The sequence below is a fragment of the Nitrospirota bacterium genome (assembly GCA_016212185.1).
Lineage (GTDB): Bacteria > Nitrospirota > Thermodesulfovibrionia > UBA6902 > DSMQ01 > JACRGX01.
Genome location: JACRGX010000063.1, coordinates 1 through 14,167, shown reverse-complemented (window position 1 = coordinate 14,167; position 14,167 = coordinate 1). Strand labels below are relative to the sequence as shown.

General features: G+C 43.1%; 13 protein-coding genes. All 13 read right to left on the bottom strand.

Going from position 1 to position 14,167, the window contains the following annotated elements:
• Positions 1–502, bottom strand: a 502-nt coding sequence (locus HZA10_07435; protein MBI5196139.1) for a glycosyltransferase family 2 protein, incomplete at its 3' end; no start/stop codon positions are given.
• 21 nt (positions 503–523) lie between these two features.
• Positions 524–1,114, bottom strand: a complete 591-nt coding sequence (locus HZA10_07430; GenBank protein ID MBI5196138.1) for a hypothetical protein — start codon at positions 1,112–1,114, stop codon at positions 524–526.
• Entirely contained in the window at positions 1,111–1,815 is a 705-nt protein-coding gene (locus HZA10_07425) for a glycosyltransferase family 2 protein (protein ID MBI5196137.1), read from the bottom strand. Before HZA10_07425 ends, HZA10_07430 begins: the two co-directional genes overlap by 4 nt.
• On the bottom strand, positions 1,812–3,884 hold the full coding sequence (locus HZA10_07420; GenBank protein MBI5196136.1) for a hypothetical protein: 2,073 nt from the start codon (positions 3,882–3,884) through the stop codon (positions 1,812–1,814). Before HZA10_07420 ends, HZA10_07425 begins: the two co-directional genes overlap by 4 nt.
• Positions 3,871–4,269 (bottom strand): GtrA family protein, encoded by a 399-nt coding sequence (locus tag HZA10_07415; GenBank protein MBI5196135.1) that lies wholly within the window; start codon positions 4,267–4,269, stop codon positions 3,871–3,873. The genes HZA10_07420 and HZA10_07415 overlap by 14 nt, the downstream gene beginning before the upstream one ends.
• A gap of 16 nt (positions 4,270–4,285) precedes the next feature.
• Positions 4,286–5,857, bottom strand: a complete 1,572-nt coding sequence (locus HZA10_07410) for an NTP transferase domain-containing protein (GenBank protein ID MBI5196134.1) — start codon at positions 5,855–5,857, stop codon at positions 4,286–4,288.
• A 30-nt stretch (positions 5,858–5,887) separates the two neighbouring features.
• Positions 5,888–6,961: a class II aldolase gene (locus HZA10_07405; protein ID MBI5196133.1), complete on the bottom strand. Its 1,074-nt coding sequence runs from the start codon at positions 6,959–6,961 to the stop codon at positions 5,888–5,890.
• The gene (locus tag HZA10_07400; protein MBI5196132.1) at positions 6,954–7,646 is read right to left on the bottom strand and encodes an HAD family hydrolase; all 693 of its coding nucleotides are present in this window, start codon (positions 7,644–7,646) and stop codon (positions 6,954–6,956) included. The genes HZA10_07405 and HZA10_07400 overlap by 8 nt, the downstream gene beginning before the upstream one ends.
• Positions 7,615–9,699, bottom strand: coding sequence for a uridine kinase (locus tag HZA10_07395; GenBank protein ID MBI5196131.1), 2,085 nt, complete (start codon positions 9,697–9,699; stop codon positions 7,615–7,617). Before HZA10_07395 ends, HZA10_07400 begins: the two co-directional genes overlap by 32 nt.
• Positions 9,693–10,835: a glycosyltransferase gene (locus HZA10_07390; protein ID MBI5196130.1), complete on the bottom strand. Its 1,143-nt coding sequence runs from the start codon at positions 10,833–10,835 to the stop codon at positions 9,693–9,695. Before HZA10_07390 ends, HZA10_07395 begins: the two co-directional genes overlap by 7 nt.
• A 1-nt stretch (position 10,836) precedes the next feature.
• A complete protein-coding gene (locus tag HZA10_07385; GenBank protein MBI5196129.1) occupies positions 10,837–12,264 on the bottom strand; it encodes a radical SAM protein in 1,428 nt (475 codons plus the stop codon).
• Positions 12,261–13,679: a radical SAM protein gene (locus HZA10_07380; protein ID MBI5196128.1), complete on the bottom strand. Its 1,419-nt coding sequence runs from the start codon at positions 13,677–13,679 to the stop codon at positions 12,261–12,263. Before HZA10_07380 ends, HZA10_07385 begins: the two co-directional genes overlap by 4 nt.
• 387 nt (positions 13,680–14,066) lie before the next feature.
• The coding region (locus tag HZA10_07375; GenBank protein MBI5196127.1) for a cytochrome C at positions 14,067–14,167 on the bottom strand (101 nt) is incomplete at its 5' end.

Below are 14,167 nucleotides of genomic sequence, written 5' to 3'. Positions count from 1 at the left end.
CTTCGTTAAAACCTCCGGTTTCCTCCAGCACATGCCGTTTTATGGCTACATTATAAGAGCCGAAGGCCCTTATGTACTTCATAGCCCCGAGTTTTAAATGTCTTAATTTTATCTCTTCATGAATGCATCTGGAAAGAAGGCTTTCAGGGTTTGCAATATCATAACTGCCTCCCACTGCACCGACAGAGTCTTCAATAAAACCCTCTGCAAGCCTGCCGGCCCAGTCTTTTTGCGGGATGCAGTCAGAATCCGTAAAGCAGACAATCTCTCCTGCCGATGCCTTCCAGCCTGTGTTTCTCGCCTTTGCAGGTCCGGCATTCTCCTGATAAATATATTTGACAGGATAGCCCTTAGCCGCTTCTGCTGTTGAGTCGGTTGAGCCGTCATCAACAATAATTATCTCGGCGGGATATTCCTGGTCCAGAAGCGCCTTAATTACAGAGGGCAGAATATCTGCCCTGTTATAGACGGGAATAACTATGGATAACGGCTTCCGCACCATAAGATATTTCTCTGCTAAAACCTAACCGGCCCATCTCCTTATATTATAGTTTTTTGTACATATTGCATCAAATAAGATATCTTCTTTTCTGAGATATTCCCTGTATTTTTCAAGGTCCTGGTCCCTTCCCTGCAATTCAGGAGACACAAGACATAGTTTAAAACCGGCGTCTTTTAAAGTTTTATAATTTTCTTTGTTGACCGGCAGCTTTGTAAAACAATCAACCCATATCCAGTCCACCGCCCCCTGCATTGCCATAATGGTATCAAGCCCCTCAAACTCGGAAAACCTGAGCGCAATATTTTTTTCGCCCATTTTGCTGAGGAGATATATCATTGGAAAAGATGAATCCAGAAAAAAATAGTCCCTGACATTATATTTTTTTATCAGGTCCATGACCTTTAACTCAATCCGCTCGCTTTTAATGTTTAATATCATTGTGCCGTGCTTATAGCCCTTCAGGTACTGCTCAAAATCCTCGCCGTCTTTGAAGGGGTCATGCTGAAGTATAAGCCTGTCCCCGCGATCCCTTAAATCAATCTCAACGCCGTGCTCAAAAGGAATCTTTTTCAGTTCCTCTGCCGTATTAACCCGATGCGCTATGAAATTCATTTTTGAAGCCCCTTTTTTAGTTTTATGCTGAAATCAAAGGTCCGTTTTATAAATTTCCACTTTGCCGTCAGGCTTGTATTCCAGCTTGACTCGCCGTGAATTCTCTCAGGGAATAATACGTCAAACCTGACTATCTTAAGGCGTTGCTTTTTTGCCTTATACAGCGCATAGAGGTCCAATGAAAAATCATACGGCGGACTGGACCAGCCTTCATAAAAACTTCTATGGAAAATATTCGGCTGGGCATTTATGTCCCAGAGTATTTCACCTAAGTACATTGTCTCAAAAATACTCATGCCTGTGGTAAAAAATGTGTCAAACAAGGGCCGGCCCCTTCTCCTTCCCTTGACATAGATATTGCGCGGACTGCCTTCCTGCTCAATGATATCCAACGCCTTGATAGTATCATACGGGTCTGTCTGGAGGTCGGCGTGCGTCCAGCCTATATATTCGCCCCTTGCCGCTTTCAACCCTGAAAGTACTCCAAAACCATAACCTTGATTAACCTCTACCTTTACAGTCCTTAGAAATGTATATGACGGCGCCAGTTCATTCAAAATCTTTTCGGTATTGTCTTTTGAACCATTATTTACAAGGATAAGCTCAATGTCGTCTCTTTTAACAGCGCCCTTTATGCCTTTAAGTATAAGGGGAATGTTTTTCTCTTCATTGTAGCACGGTATGACCACTGAGAGTTTCATATTTTTTTTCTGCCCTCAAGATGTCTTATAACCGGCCATGATACTGCGGAAAGGAGTAAAAATATACCGCTCATCATAAAGCCCTTGTCCCAAAAAGGACTGTATATTATTTCCAGCTTCTTTGTCGGGGGACAATTCAAAACAAGTATCCTGTTCCACTCATCCGGGCGTATCATTAATTTTTTACCTTCTGCCGTAGCAGTCATGCCCTTCCTGTAAAAAATATTCGCCGTCACATTTACGGGCTGATTAACGCCTGAGACATCAATGACAGCCCCCCTGCCTGTAAATTTAATCGGGAGGCTGGATTTGTTTTGCGCCAAAAATGCAAGCGGCAGGGCATTTTTAAGCTCATATAATTCCACCCTGCCAAATTCAGTAATCTTTTTTAAATCAAAATAAGCAGGGGAAGGGAAAGGGGTTCCTCCGGCGTGTAAGTCCGTGCTTGCATTAAGGACTAATACATATTTTACTCCGTACTGATAAAATTCATCTACACCGAGAGACGGCTCAGATGCAAGTTTCTCATAACCTATGATGGATGGAATCCTGTATATGCTCGGGATATTATGCGGTAATGAAAGCAGAAAATCTTTATCTGGAGAGTGATAAGGCGCACTTATATAAATCCTCTGAGGCCTTTTGCTGTTTTGGGCGGTAAGCATCCTGTAAACATCTTCGGGCAGAGCCGGGTAAGGTTTATCGCCATATATATATATAGCGCTTCTGCACAGCGTAAGATTATAAAACAAAAGCATGAGAACAAGTATATAAACAACCGACCGGGCGTAAATATTTATTCTCTTACGGGCAAGGTATCTTTCAAGTATTAGCCCGCCGCCAAGTATGGTAAATAAATTCACAAACGGCAGAAATTTAAACGGCAGTTTAAATTTGTTGAACGGCGGGATATTAGAAAATAACGGCCATAAAAGTCCGGCATTGCCGAGGGCAAATAAAAATGCAACAACCGCCATTAACAGCCAGACATTATCATTAATCAGTTTCTTGGAATAGTCGCAATTTTTTCTGTAATAGGCTAAGCCAGCGATTAAAGCCGCAATAGAAAGCGCCGAAATTATATTGAAAAACGAACCATTGTAATATAACCCGCTGTAGTTAGAATACCAGTATATCTGATCAATCGGATGCGGCCCTTTTGCAATCGGATAAGGCAGGAGCATTGCCATAACACCGCTTAAAACACCTTCTGAGCCGCTGCCGGTGCTCCTTGGAATATCCGCAGTCGCCATGTAGGTCGGGATCAGTAAAATTAATGCAATTGACAGCCCGAATAAAAAAGCCGGTATAATATAAAGCATTTTGGTAAATTGTATTTTTTGAGTTATTATGGTAATGCCTAAGGAAAGGAAAAAGAAAATCAGAGAATAAAACCATATTTGCGAATTGCCTGAATGAAAAAACATCCCTATTACGACGCCGGTAAATAATATCCATTTAAACGACACTGCGCCTCTTCTGAATTTTATCACTGACACTGCCAGGAGCGGCAGCCATAACATCACAGGCAGCATATAATACCAGGACCTTCCGATAATAAAATTATAACCGGACATTATAAAGCAGAGGCTTGCAACCACGGCAAGAACCGGATTCATCCTGCTGAGCCTGCACATCCAGACTGCCGCAAGATACCCGAGGATGAAGTGGATAAAGGCAAACACCTCTATGGTCAGATATTCATTATCAAATAAAGTCTCTGAAATGAAGTAAGAAATATAAGTAAGCGGGTATGTGAGCGAATAAACTCCGAGATTGCTTGTCGGAGAACCCATTATCTGATAAGGATTCCACGTCGGGAATACGCCTTCTTCAAAAAAAGCCCGGCACCCCTGAATAATAGTCGGAAGAAACTGCACAAGATTATCATCCTGGACAAAATAATAGTTATCACGCAGTTCAAGAAACAACAGGCAGACCAATAAAAATAAAAGCCCGGCTGCCGCAGGTATCTTATAAGAACGCGGGGTTTTACTGGCCGCGCTTGTCTCAGTAAAAAGATAGCCTGTATTGTCAAAAAAGTTCTTAAAAAAATCAGGATTCCCCATTTAAAACTCCTTCCCTGTTAAATACCCAGAATTTCTGACCGAGAAAATTCAGGATAGTGCTTGTGCCTGTTGCCGCAAGAAATGCAAAAAATATCCACATAGGCAAAAGCATAAGGCTGATTTTGTTTACAGCAACATTTACGCCCAATGTTGAGGCATAAAGCGCGGCAAACCGCACCGCTTCTGAAAAAGACTTTTTTTTCTGTTCAAAGGTCCAGTATTTATTTAACAGATAGGCGACAATCGTTCCGCTTATGAACGAAACTGCCTTGGCAGGGGAATGTGTCAAAAAGTTAAGCAAAAGGGTGTAAACAGACAGGTCCGTTCCGACTGCCAGCAGCCCTACTGCAATAAATCTCTTAATTTCCTTTTTTGTCTTTCTCATATAACTCCGGAATCTCTTATCCGGCTGTAATATCCCTTTCAATACTGTACGGATGCCAGGAGCATTTATGGAAAAAGCTCTGCCAGTATTCATAGGTCCTTAATTCATCCGGCGTGCCCCAGCCGATGTAATAGTCCACCTCAAATACTTTTACCTTAAGTCCCATTTCAACCATCTCATTAACACAGCTGTCAACATAAAACTCGTTGTTGACCCTGATATTCCTGGCATACAGCCTTTTCAGAGACTCAATAAAATACCCTGCTTTTTTAAAATAAAATGTGCCTACTATTGCGTGGTCCTTAAGCGGGTCTTCTGAAACAGGCTTTTTCACAGAAACCCCTGATACATAATCGTTGTCAGCGACTTTAATCCAGCCGTACATCTGCGGATTTCTCTCTGTCTGCGGATAACGCCTGAAACTCCAGACTATCGCATCCACATCATTGCTGTTCAGATATTCGGTGTATTTATCCTTATCCCACAGCATTCCGTTATCGCATGCGCCGATTAACAGGGGAGATTCAAGATTTTCATCCTTTAGTCCTATTTCACAGGTACATGCCTGCCCCTCTGTCAACCTGTCAATCGCAACAACTTTGGCCTGCGGATAAACCTTGCGGATCTCCTGCTTTAGCGGGTAATTATTCAGATGCTCTGACCGGCATATAAATATATTTTTCTCAGATAAGGGCAGAGAATTCGCCGCTTGTATCACCATAGGCTTATTATTTACTCTGATAAGCGGTTTGGGGTCTTTATAGCCTTCTTTGGCAAATCTGCTGCCTGCTCCTGCCAGAGGGATCAGGTTGATGCTGTTGTTCTGAGGTCTTATGTTTTGACAGGGTGTTATAATCTTTCTGAAATAATCCGACCAGCGCTGATATTCCTCAAGGTCCCGGGGTGTTCCCCACTGAAGCATGTGCTGAATTTCGTATATTGAAATATTTAAAAGGTCTCTCCTCATGAGATTGTAGACCATGCTTATATAATATTCGCCATTTATATTGAGCTCTTCTTCCATCAGTTGTTTAAAATATTTCTTAACGTACAACCCTTTCTTAAAATAGTATGTTCCGTCAGATGCATATTCCTCCATACGGTTGTTAGTGAAAGGCTCTTTTTCCTTAATCTCAAGCATTTGCAGATTTTCCTCGCGTATAAATGCATAGTTTGTGGCGCCCATCATATGCGGATGAAACCCTCTGTATGCGGATATTGCTCCGTCCGAATGCCTGCTTCTTATAAAATTTAAGAATTCTTTGTAATCCCAGTGTTTTGAAAAATCACAATAATTTATAATGACCTCATCATTGTCATCTATTCTGTCAAATATAAAGGACACTGTGTAGACAGGACCTTTTTTATGAGGCGGTATCTCATAAATCTTACATGTCGGGGCAGTATTTTTTAGTATCTCAACAATGTTTGTCTCTTTCATATGCTGACTGTTGCATATAAAAGAAATTTTTGATTCGCCGGGAAACAAGTTAACGATGTGCTCTATGACAGTCCGTCCGTCTACCTCTATGAGCGGTTTAGGCGCGGTATAGCCGGCATCCAGGAATCTTTTCCCTGTTCCTGCCATTGGTATGATGATCTGCATATTTTTAAGGACCTAAATTCCCTGCCTGTATTTTTCCGCTTCCCAATTGCCTAAATAACGAAGCTCTTCGCCGGACAGGCAGACAACCTCTCCTTTTGTAGCGCTTAAGACAAGGATGTGCATTTTAAAAACATCTTCCATTTCTTTTGCTTTTTTAAGATTTCGTGAAATAAAAAAAAGGTGGTCCCTGTAAACAACAACGCAGGGCAATTCGCAGTATTTTTCCATGTAGTTTTTAACAGAGTCATAATCATCCGGATGAGACAGTTCAAGCACAGTAGTTCCGCAGAACACCATTTTATCGGGGCAAAACGGTGTTACAAAAAACAGCTCCCTGTTCTTTTTAAGGATGTTGTTTATCACAATATCCTCAGAGAGATATGCAATCAAAAGGCCTCCCTTTATGCTGTTTATAAGCCTTGAGACTTTCGTTGTCAATTTGTATCTTGACATATCCATGCCGAGATAGCCTTCAATTTTCTCCAGAACACCCTCAGTCAGCGTCTCCACCTCATCAAAACTGTCCGATGAAATAATAAGCCCGTGGTTTTGCAAAAAGACAACTCCCGGAAGAGCGCCGTGCTTCCCTTTAAAATTTTTCAATTCATGGCTCAGTTGATATGCCAGCTCAATGCCCGGCGTCCTGTAATCAACCGTCACAACATCGCCAAACAGCGTCTTTAATATTCCCTTCCAGTCTTTTTGGCATGTTATTACACTTACAGAGACCGGATGAATATGCAGTGTATATTTCTTCAGCAAGGCGTGAAGAAAGGTCTCTATTGAAGGTTTGTTCCCAAACTCAAGCACAGATTCTGCGAGGTGTTTTGAAACCAGTCGGTCCCTGTCTTTCCTGTTCAGCCGGGTTAGCTTGCTGTCTTTCAAAATCTCTAAAATCTTTTTATTGTCAACTGCTGCATAGCCTTTGTCATGCTGGACATCCGACAGCAAAAAACCGGAAGCCTTAATAAGCATTCTGCCGCCGTTAAGTTTTACCGAGGAATTCCCTCCGCTCGCCTGCACAATGTCAAACCGCTCGCCTGCGTATCTGGACATTTTTACAAATTTTTCAATGTCGTTATTCATGGAAATATGTTATAAGTTCTTTGAAGGTCCTGATTTCAGCGGTTATTTCATTAAGTTTTTCTTTTTCGCCTTCTGTATTCATCCAGAAAGAATAAATCCCCAGATTTGCCGCTCCGGCAATATCCTTGCTGAAACTGTCGCCAATCATGCAAACCTCATTCACTGTAAAGCCCATCTTTTCCAGCGCAAGTCTGAAAATCCAGGGGTGCGGTTTTTCCTTCCCTGCCTCCTCGCTGGTTACCAAATAACCGGCGTAACCTGAAAGCCCAAGCTTCTCAATTTTTCTATACTGGATATGCGCCGTCAGGTCGGACAAAATGCAGATTTTCCTGTCTTTGACAAGCTCCAGAAAATCATAGGCGTTGTCATACGGCTTCATCTTTTCAAGGAAAGTATCCCAGTAAATATTATATGCATGCATTGCATATTTCATCGGATTAATTTTCAGGTGTTCAAACATCCTCTGGAAATAAAGAAGCCTGTTATGTGATGCGGCTGTCTCTGACAGTGCAGTATGGATTTCCTGCCGCGCCTCTTTAAACGCCTTTTCTATCGTATCTTCATCAATAGAAAACTTTCCGGAAACGGCGGCTGTGACAGTTGAAATAGCCTGCTGATGTGTTATTTGATATGGATACAGCGTGTTGTCCAAATCAAGCAAAATGCCCTTGAACTTCATCTCCATACGCCTTCATCTCCTTACTCAAGCATAAAAGTATAATCAATTGAACAAAACCCCTGTGCCCGTCCCTCCATTGCATTTTATCTGCAATGATTTCTTCAATGTTTTCTATAACCTCCCTTGCTATTTCAGACAGAATTTCTTTGCTGACCTGTTTTTCAATAACCAAATACTGAGTATGCAAATCATCCGAATAATCCCAGCTTATGTCTACGCCCCTGATTGAAAACTGGTCAATAATCCTGGCCAGATGCATATCTGCATTCAGAGTGATTTTCAGTTTTACCGGCGGGCTGCAGGCCTCATCTCCCACAGCAAAATTCTCATCAGTAAAATAATTTATGCTGATATCGGCAAACCGTTTCTGGGGATATATATATTTTCCTGCATCCTCCGCCCTTTTTTCAATTTGTTCCAGCAGGCTGGCTGCCGAATAACCCCTTTCTTTTGTATCCCTCAATATCTTCCAGTGCCGTCTTAACCTTTCGTCCGTGTCAAGATATATTTTTAAATCAATAATCTTTCTCATTACAGGCAGGTAAAAAGGGTGAAGTCCCGAGATAGCGATGAAATCTTTTGAATACATCTTCACCGGCTCTGTAAATTTACCTATCCTGTGGTCATAGTCCCTTCTGAAAACAGGATGGCCGGCCTTCAATAAAATAAGGCTTTCCGCCTGACCGTGAAGGTAGTTTGCCTTTGGATTCAAGTGAGTAAATTTCTGCCACTTCTGGTCGCCCCTTTCCCATTTATGGTCGGCGTCTCCTTCTATTTTAAACAGCCTGTTTCCCAATAACATCTCTATGTCTGAGAGCACCGTGGTCTTGCCGGCGGCGCTGTCCCCCCCGATGCCTATAAGGATTGCCTTATCCCTCTTATATACGGCATTGCTTTTTACGCCGAATTTATAAAATAGATATACAACGCCAAATAGAATTGCCTCTAATGCCGTAAAGACCATGCTGGATAGTTTCCAGTCATAAATTTTTAAATCAAGCCCGGTATTTAAAAAGGTCAGGTCCTGATATCCGGACAGATTAAAACAGACAAAAAACAGGATGTAAAAAAGGTTAAGCGCCGCATAGTAATAAATTATCTTTGTATTTTTGCTGAAAAATTTAATAAAGAAAATGCTCAAAAACGGAAACATCCAGACATACCATGCGGGCGAAGGCGGAACTAAGAGCACAAAGACGGAAAACAAAATAACAATAAAAGTATAAAAAAGGTCTAAATTTATTTTGCCGTAAATCAGAAATCGTATATACAGCAAAAAAGCGCCCCAGACCGGCAGGAAAACCGTCAATCCCCCAATCTTATATGTAACATCAAATAAAAGCATCTGCTTGGGATTGGAAAGGACCAGATGCTTAAAGCCTTCACTGCCGATATAAGGCAGGACAAAAAATATGTAGACTAAAGCCGATATGGCGGTAAAAACCGGTATTCCCTTTGTCTTCTGGTTTCTCAGAAGGTAAATAACAATTAACGGCAACGCGGCAAGGACATGTAATTTAGTGCTTATAGCCAGTCCGAAAAAGACCGCCGAGATAATAACATTTTTTTTATTTGATAAAAAATATACTGAGAAAAAAAGCAGGGCCGTTGGAATCAAATCAAGCTGTGAATGCATATAAGACGCATAAATAATAATAGGCGAAATAAAATAAAAGATGAAAATCTCTCTCTGTTTATTGGGAAATGTTTTTAGAAGAAGGATGGTTATTGCTATATCAACTATCAATATCGGCAGTTTGAAAAACAGGTTCTGCAATATTACAGGACCTTCTGAAAAAAACCTTGCCGGATAATAAAAAAATGAAAAGATATAAAGCATAAGCGGGTGATAGGGGAAGATATCCGGTTTATTGGACGTCTCATAAAAATATTGCCATGGATTGCCTCCATTTGCCAGAAAGTGCTGAACAAACGGCATAAATAATTTATTCTGGAAGTCCGAAGAAAAAATCAGGAGAAGAACTAACTTGAAGAAAAATACAATAATAAACCCCTGTTTAATGCCGTTAATGCGCCCCAAAATATTTCCTTTCAGCATTTTGCAGCCAACTCAATTAATATTGACGCCTCTTTTTTTACGCGGATACGCCAATCAAATTTTTCCCTTGCGCTTTTCTTCGCATTCTCTCCAAGACGCCTGCGTTCCTCAGGATTGGAGATTAATTCCGATATAACCGATCTGAGGCTGTCCACATCGCCCGGCCTTACAAGCCTGCAGTCAACCCCGTCTGCAACATAGCCGGAAAATGTATGCAGGTCCGATACAACTAAAGCCTTTCCGGCAGCCATTGCCTCCATCGGCTTAAGGGGACAGGTAGAATTAGTATACAGCGAGCTTCTAAAAGGCGCCGCACATATATCGGCGGACGCCACAACCTCAGGCATTATGCTATATGGGATCCAGCCTGTAAACAATATATTGGAAGCGGCAAGGGTTCTTAAGTAATTCATGTATTTCCGTTCGCCGCCGCCTGCAAGCACTACTTTAACCGGCAGATTGTTTGCGGCCCGTATAAGCACGTCAACACCGTCGTCAATGCCGATATCGCCGTGGTATAGAATCATAATCTCGTCATCTTTTATATTATTTTCCAAACGGAAACCTGCCGGCTTTGCAGAACTGAAAACATCCGCTTCAACGCCGTAGGGAAGGGCATATGTTTTTTCGTAAGGCACACCCCTGCTGCACCAGACGGCCCTTGCTATATCTGATTCTGTTACAATAAACTTACATGCCTTTGCTGCTGCCTTTTGAAATATCCTCAGAGCCGCGCCCATTAATAACGGCAGGGGCTTCCGGAAACTCCTGTACATAACATCCATAAATTCAGGCATATCAGCCGCAACATTCCGGATACCTCCTGCATAACGGGCAAAAAACACTATCGGCCACCATCCGTAAACTGCTTTAATATTATTCCGGCGGCAGAGCCAGAGTGTTTCTGCGCATAATTTCAGATTGGCGCGGATGCGCTGTGTGATAGCAAAAAGATTCCAGCCCGGCACATCTACGGATACATGTACAACCCCTTTATGCTTAAATTCGCCCCGGCCCCTGACGCTGATAAGGTAAACGGGCACTCCTGAGTCTGCAAGCTCTTCGGCTATTTTTTGTGTCAGGGAAAACCTCTGGACAGGCGGGATGGCCTCCTCCGTTATCAGTACAACCGCCATATCACTTAACTCTTTCTACGATATAGCGCCTTGCCATCTTTAACGCATTTGTGACCCCTGCCTTAAATTCAGTGAAAGACCTCAAGGTTTTAATCCTGTTTAATATATAGCCAGTGTCAAAATAATAACTGCGGTATGCCGCCCTGGTAAAATTGAGAATCTCCTCCGGAGACAGGGATGGGTAGGCAAAAGACGGCAGCGCATTGGGGTCCTGCCATTCTAAATCCTTATTCCTCAACTGTCCCTTTTTTTCCAGAGAATTATAAAACGGAGTGCCGGGCGCAGGGACCACTATGCCGAATGTTACAAACTCCGGCTTGAGCCTTTTGGCAAACTTGTAAGTCTCTTCCATTGTTTTCTTTGTCTCTCCCTCAAGGCCAAACGTCAGATACATTAAAACACGCAGGCCCATCCTTTTCACCAGCCTGACTGCGTCTTCAATCTGCTGCGGCGTTTCATTCTTGCGCATGTTTTTCAGAACTTGAGGGTCTGAACTCTCACAGCCAATGCTTATTGAATGGCATCCGGCCGCTTTCATAATTTTCAGTAGGTCCTCATTCAGCATTTCCGCCCTGGCATTACAATTCCATGTAAAACCAAATTTTTCACTTATCATCCTGCTGCACAATTGCTTTGTAAACTCGGCATTGGTCGGCAGTGAACAGTCATAAAACTTGATCTCCCTTATGCCGAGCGACTTAATCTCCCGGAGCTCTTCTAAAACATTATCTACCGAGCGGTAACGAACCGGCCGCTGGAAAGCGCCGGCCTGGCAGTGCACACACCAGTTAGCGCACCCTCTTGAACAATTGACAATAGTCATCGGGCGGCTGAGAGACACCGGACATTTATAAATATTTATCGGCAAAACAGAATGAACAGGCACGCCTAAATCGTCAAGGTTTACAGCCTTCTGCGCTTCGCCGGTAAAATTAATTCCACCGTTTACATCCCTGTAGTATATACCCTTAACATTTTGAGGCTCCACGCCGTTAATCAACTGCATAAGGGGAACTTCAGGCTCGCCCCACGCAATAAAATCTAAATCAGGCAGCTTGGACAGTTGAACTTCAGGCGACTGAACGCTGTAAATGGACAGGGACATGCAGGCTGTCTTAATATTACGGTCAGCCCTCTTGGCGGCAGACGCCACCTGAGCGTCAAGGATAAAATTAGGGAAGCAGGTCAGATAGATAACCCAGTCAGGGCTGTATATCTTTATTTCATTAAATACATCTTCATACGACAGTTTTAAGTTATTTGCGTCTAACAGCCTGAAATTATGCCCGTTTTTTCTGCAGTATCCTGCCATTATCTGCAAATCATAAGGGGGCCATGCCTGGTCAGCCTTGTTTGTGCCGAAACTGCCCAGAATGCGGCCTATCGGATGCCCCATAAAACCGGGCGGGTCAATTAACATTACCTTCATCTGCTTATTGCTCCTTCCTTTTTGAAATATCCTAAAAAGCTCTTTAAGCCGTATAACTTCCTCTTTACATCTCCTATATTTCTCATGTTTAAAGCCATCCTTAACATCTGCTTGGGCCTTAAATAAAAAGACTTCAATCCCGCGTCAATCAGCCTGTCTATCTCATCCTTGGAAAGCTGCGGATAGCTCAGGAGGGTGCATTGTTCAAGCTCGTTGTTAACCCATTCCCTCCAGTCTTTGGGAACGAGATAGCCCTTGTCCTTTGCCCATTTATACATTTCCGTTCCGGGATAAGTGCAGATGCCTGAAATCTGAATCGTATCCACCGGAAGGGATTTTGCAAATTCTATTGTCGCCCTTGCCGTCTCTTTGGTCTCTCCGGGAGCTCCAATCATAAAACACCCATGTATGATAAATCCTAACCTGCTTGCCTCTTCGGCAAAACGCCGAGCCTGCTCCAGCTTAGTGCCCTTTTCTACGGAATCAAGCGCTTTCTGCGTGCCGAATTCAAAGCCTACCATCAGCATCCTACAGCCTGCCTTTTTCATAAGGGGCAAGAGGGATAAGTCTATATCCACTCTTGCATTACAGCTCCATGAAATTTTCAATCCTCGTTTGAGGATTCCCTCGCACACGCCTTCCACATGTCCGCGCGAGGCTGTAAATGTATCTGTTTCAAACATAATTTCCCTTATATATGGAAAAAGTTTTATGTCATACTCCATCTCATCAACCACCTGTGCAGGCTCTCTTAACCTGAGCCTCCTGCCGTACATTACAGGCGTATCGCGGCAGAACGTGCATCTGGCAAAACAGCCCCGCCCTGAAATAAGGGTCAAAAACGGAAACCTCTTGCCTGCATCCTGATACCACTCTGGTTTTATATGGCGCCATGCTGGAAAAGGGAGTTCCCTGACATCAAGCATGGGTCTTTCCGGCGTCTTAATGACTGCGCCTTTTTCCTGATATGCAAGGCCCTCAATGTCTTTCACGGGTTTCCCTGATGCTATATCCCTGAGTGTATAGTCGTACTCACCGAGGGCGATTATATCTACGGCGCCGTTTGATATTCTAAAGGTGTCTTCAAACTCAGCCGACACATGCGCCCCTATTAAAACAGTAACCGGCTTGCAGACTTCTTTTGCAAGGGATGCATACAAAATATCATTATAAATAGACGGCGTCGTGGTGTGAATGACAAGCATTGAAGGAGAAAAATCCTGAATACTATTTTTAATCTCATCACGCTCAAGATTCAACGCCGCGCCGTCAACAAATTTAACCTCATGGCCTGCGTTTTCAAGCACTGCCGCGGCAATAAGCATCCAGTCAGGGTGTCTTTGCACCCTGCCCCGGGATTTCGCAGCCCATCTGGCTGAGCGGCAAAAATCCTTTCCATATGGCGGATTAAGCATTAAAACTTTCATAGCATTTTATTTTAAAATACTTTATACCTCAAAGTCTATGCATAGTTAAATGAACCGCCCTGCTGTCCCGATGTTTCGGGACAGGGTACCAAAAATATTATAAACTTTCGTTATTCTGTCATTCCGTGCTTGCCTGCCCGGTAGGCAGGCTTGACACGGAATCCAGGGGTTCCCGTGAAAACGGGAACCTATTTCATTATAGTTCCCTGCTTTCGCAGGGACGGCGTCTGGATTCCTGCTTTCGCAGGAATGACATAGCGGGATTGCTTCGCTTCACTCACAAAAAACAGTTTTTTGACTTTTCCAGCAGCATGTCAGACAAAAAAAGGGGCGTCCCATTCAGGACGCCCCTTTTGAATAATCTGTCTCAGACTCTTACTTTATGTGGCACTTTAAGCAAAGTCCGCTGCCGCTGTTTGTTACCCTTAAGAATGTGCCGTTTGAGTTATCATGCGGGTTGTGACAGCTTCCGCACT

Excerpts from the sequence above, each read along its gene's own strand:
- HZA10_07430 (MBI5196138.1), bottom strand. The coding sequence starts at position 1,114 with ATGAATTTCATAGCGCATCGGGTTAATACGGCAGAGGAACTGAAAAAG.
- HZA10_07425 (MBI5196137.1), bottom strand. The coding sequence starts at position 1,815 with ATGAAACTCTCAGTGGTCATACCGTGCTACAATGAAGAGAAAAACATT.
- HZA10_07420 (MBI5196136.1), bottom strand. The coding sequence starts at position 3,884 with ATGGGGAATCCTGATTTTTTTAAGAACTTTTTTGACAATACAGGCTAT.
- HZA10_07415 (MBI5196135.1), bottom strand. The coding sequence starts at position 4,269 with ATGAGAAAGACAAAAAAGGAAATTAAGAGATTTATTGCAGTAGGGCTG.
- HZA10_07410 (MBI5196134.1), bottom strand. The coding sequence starts at position 5,857 with ATGGCAGGAACAGGGAAAAGATTCCTGGATGCCGGCTATACCGCGCCT.
- HZA10_07405 (MBI5196133.1), bottom strand. The coding sequence starts at position 6,961 with ATGAATAACGACATTGAAAAATTTGTAAAAATGTCCAGATACGCAGGC.
- HZA10_07400 (MBI5196132.1), bottom strand. The coding sequence starts at position 7,646 with ATGGAGATGAAGTTCAAGGGCATTTTGCTTGATTTGGACAACACGCTG.
- HZA10_07395 (MBI5196131.1), bottom strand. The coding sequence starts at position 9,699 with ATGCTGAAAGGAAATATTTTGGGGCGCATTAACGGCATTAAACAGGGG.
- HZA10_07390 (MBI5196130.1), bottom strand. The coding sequence starts at position 10,835 with ATGGCGGTTGTACTGATAACGGAGGAGGCCATCCCGCCTGTCCAGAGG.
- HZA10_07385 (MBI5196129.1), bottom strand. The coding sequence starts at position 12,264 with ATGAAGGTAATGTTAATTGACCCGCCCGGTTTTATGGGGCATCCGATA.
- HZA10_07380 (MBI5196128.1), bottom strand. The coding sequence starts at position 13,679 with ATGCTTAATCCGCCATATGGAAAGGATTTTTGCCGCTCAGCCAGATGG.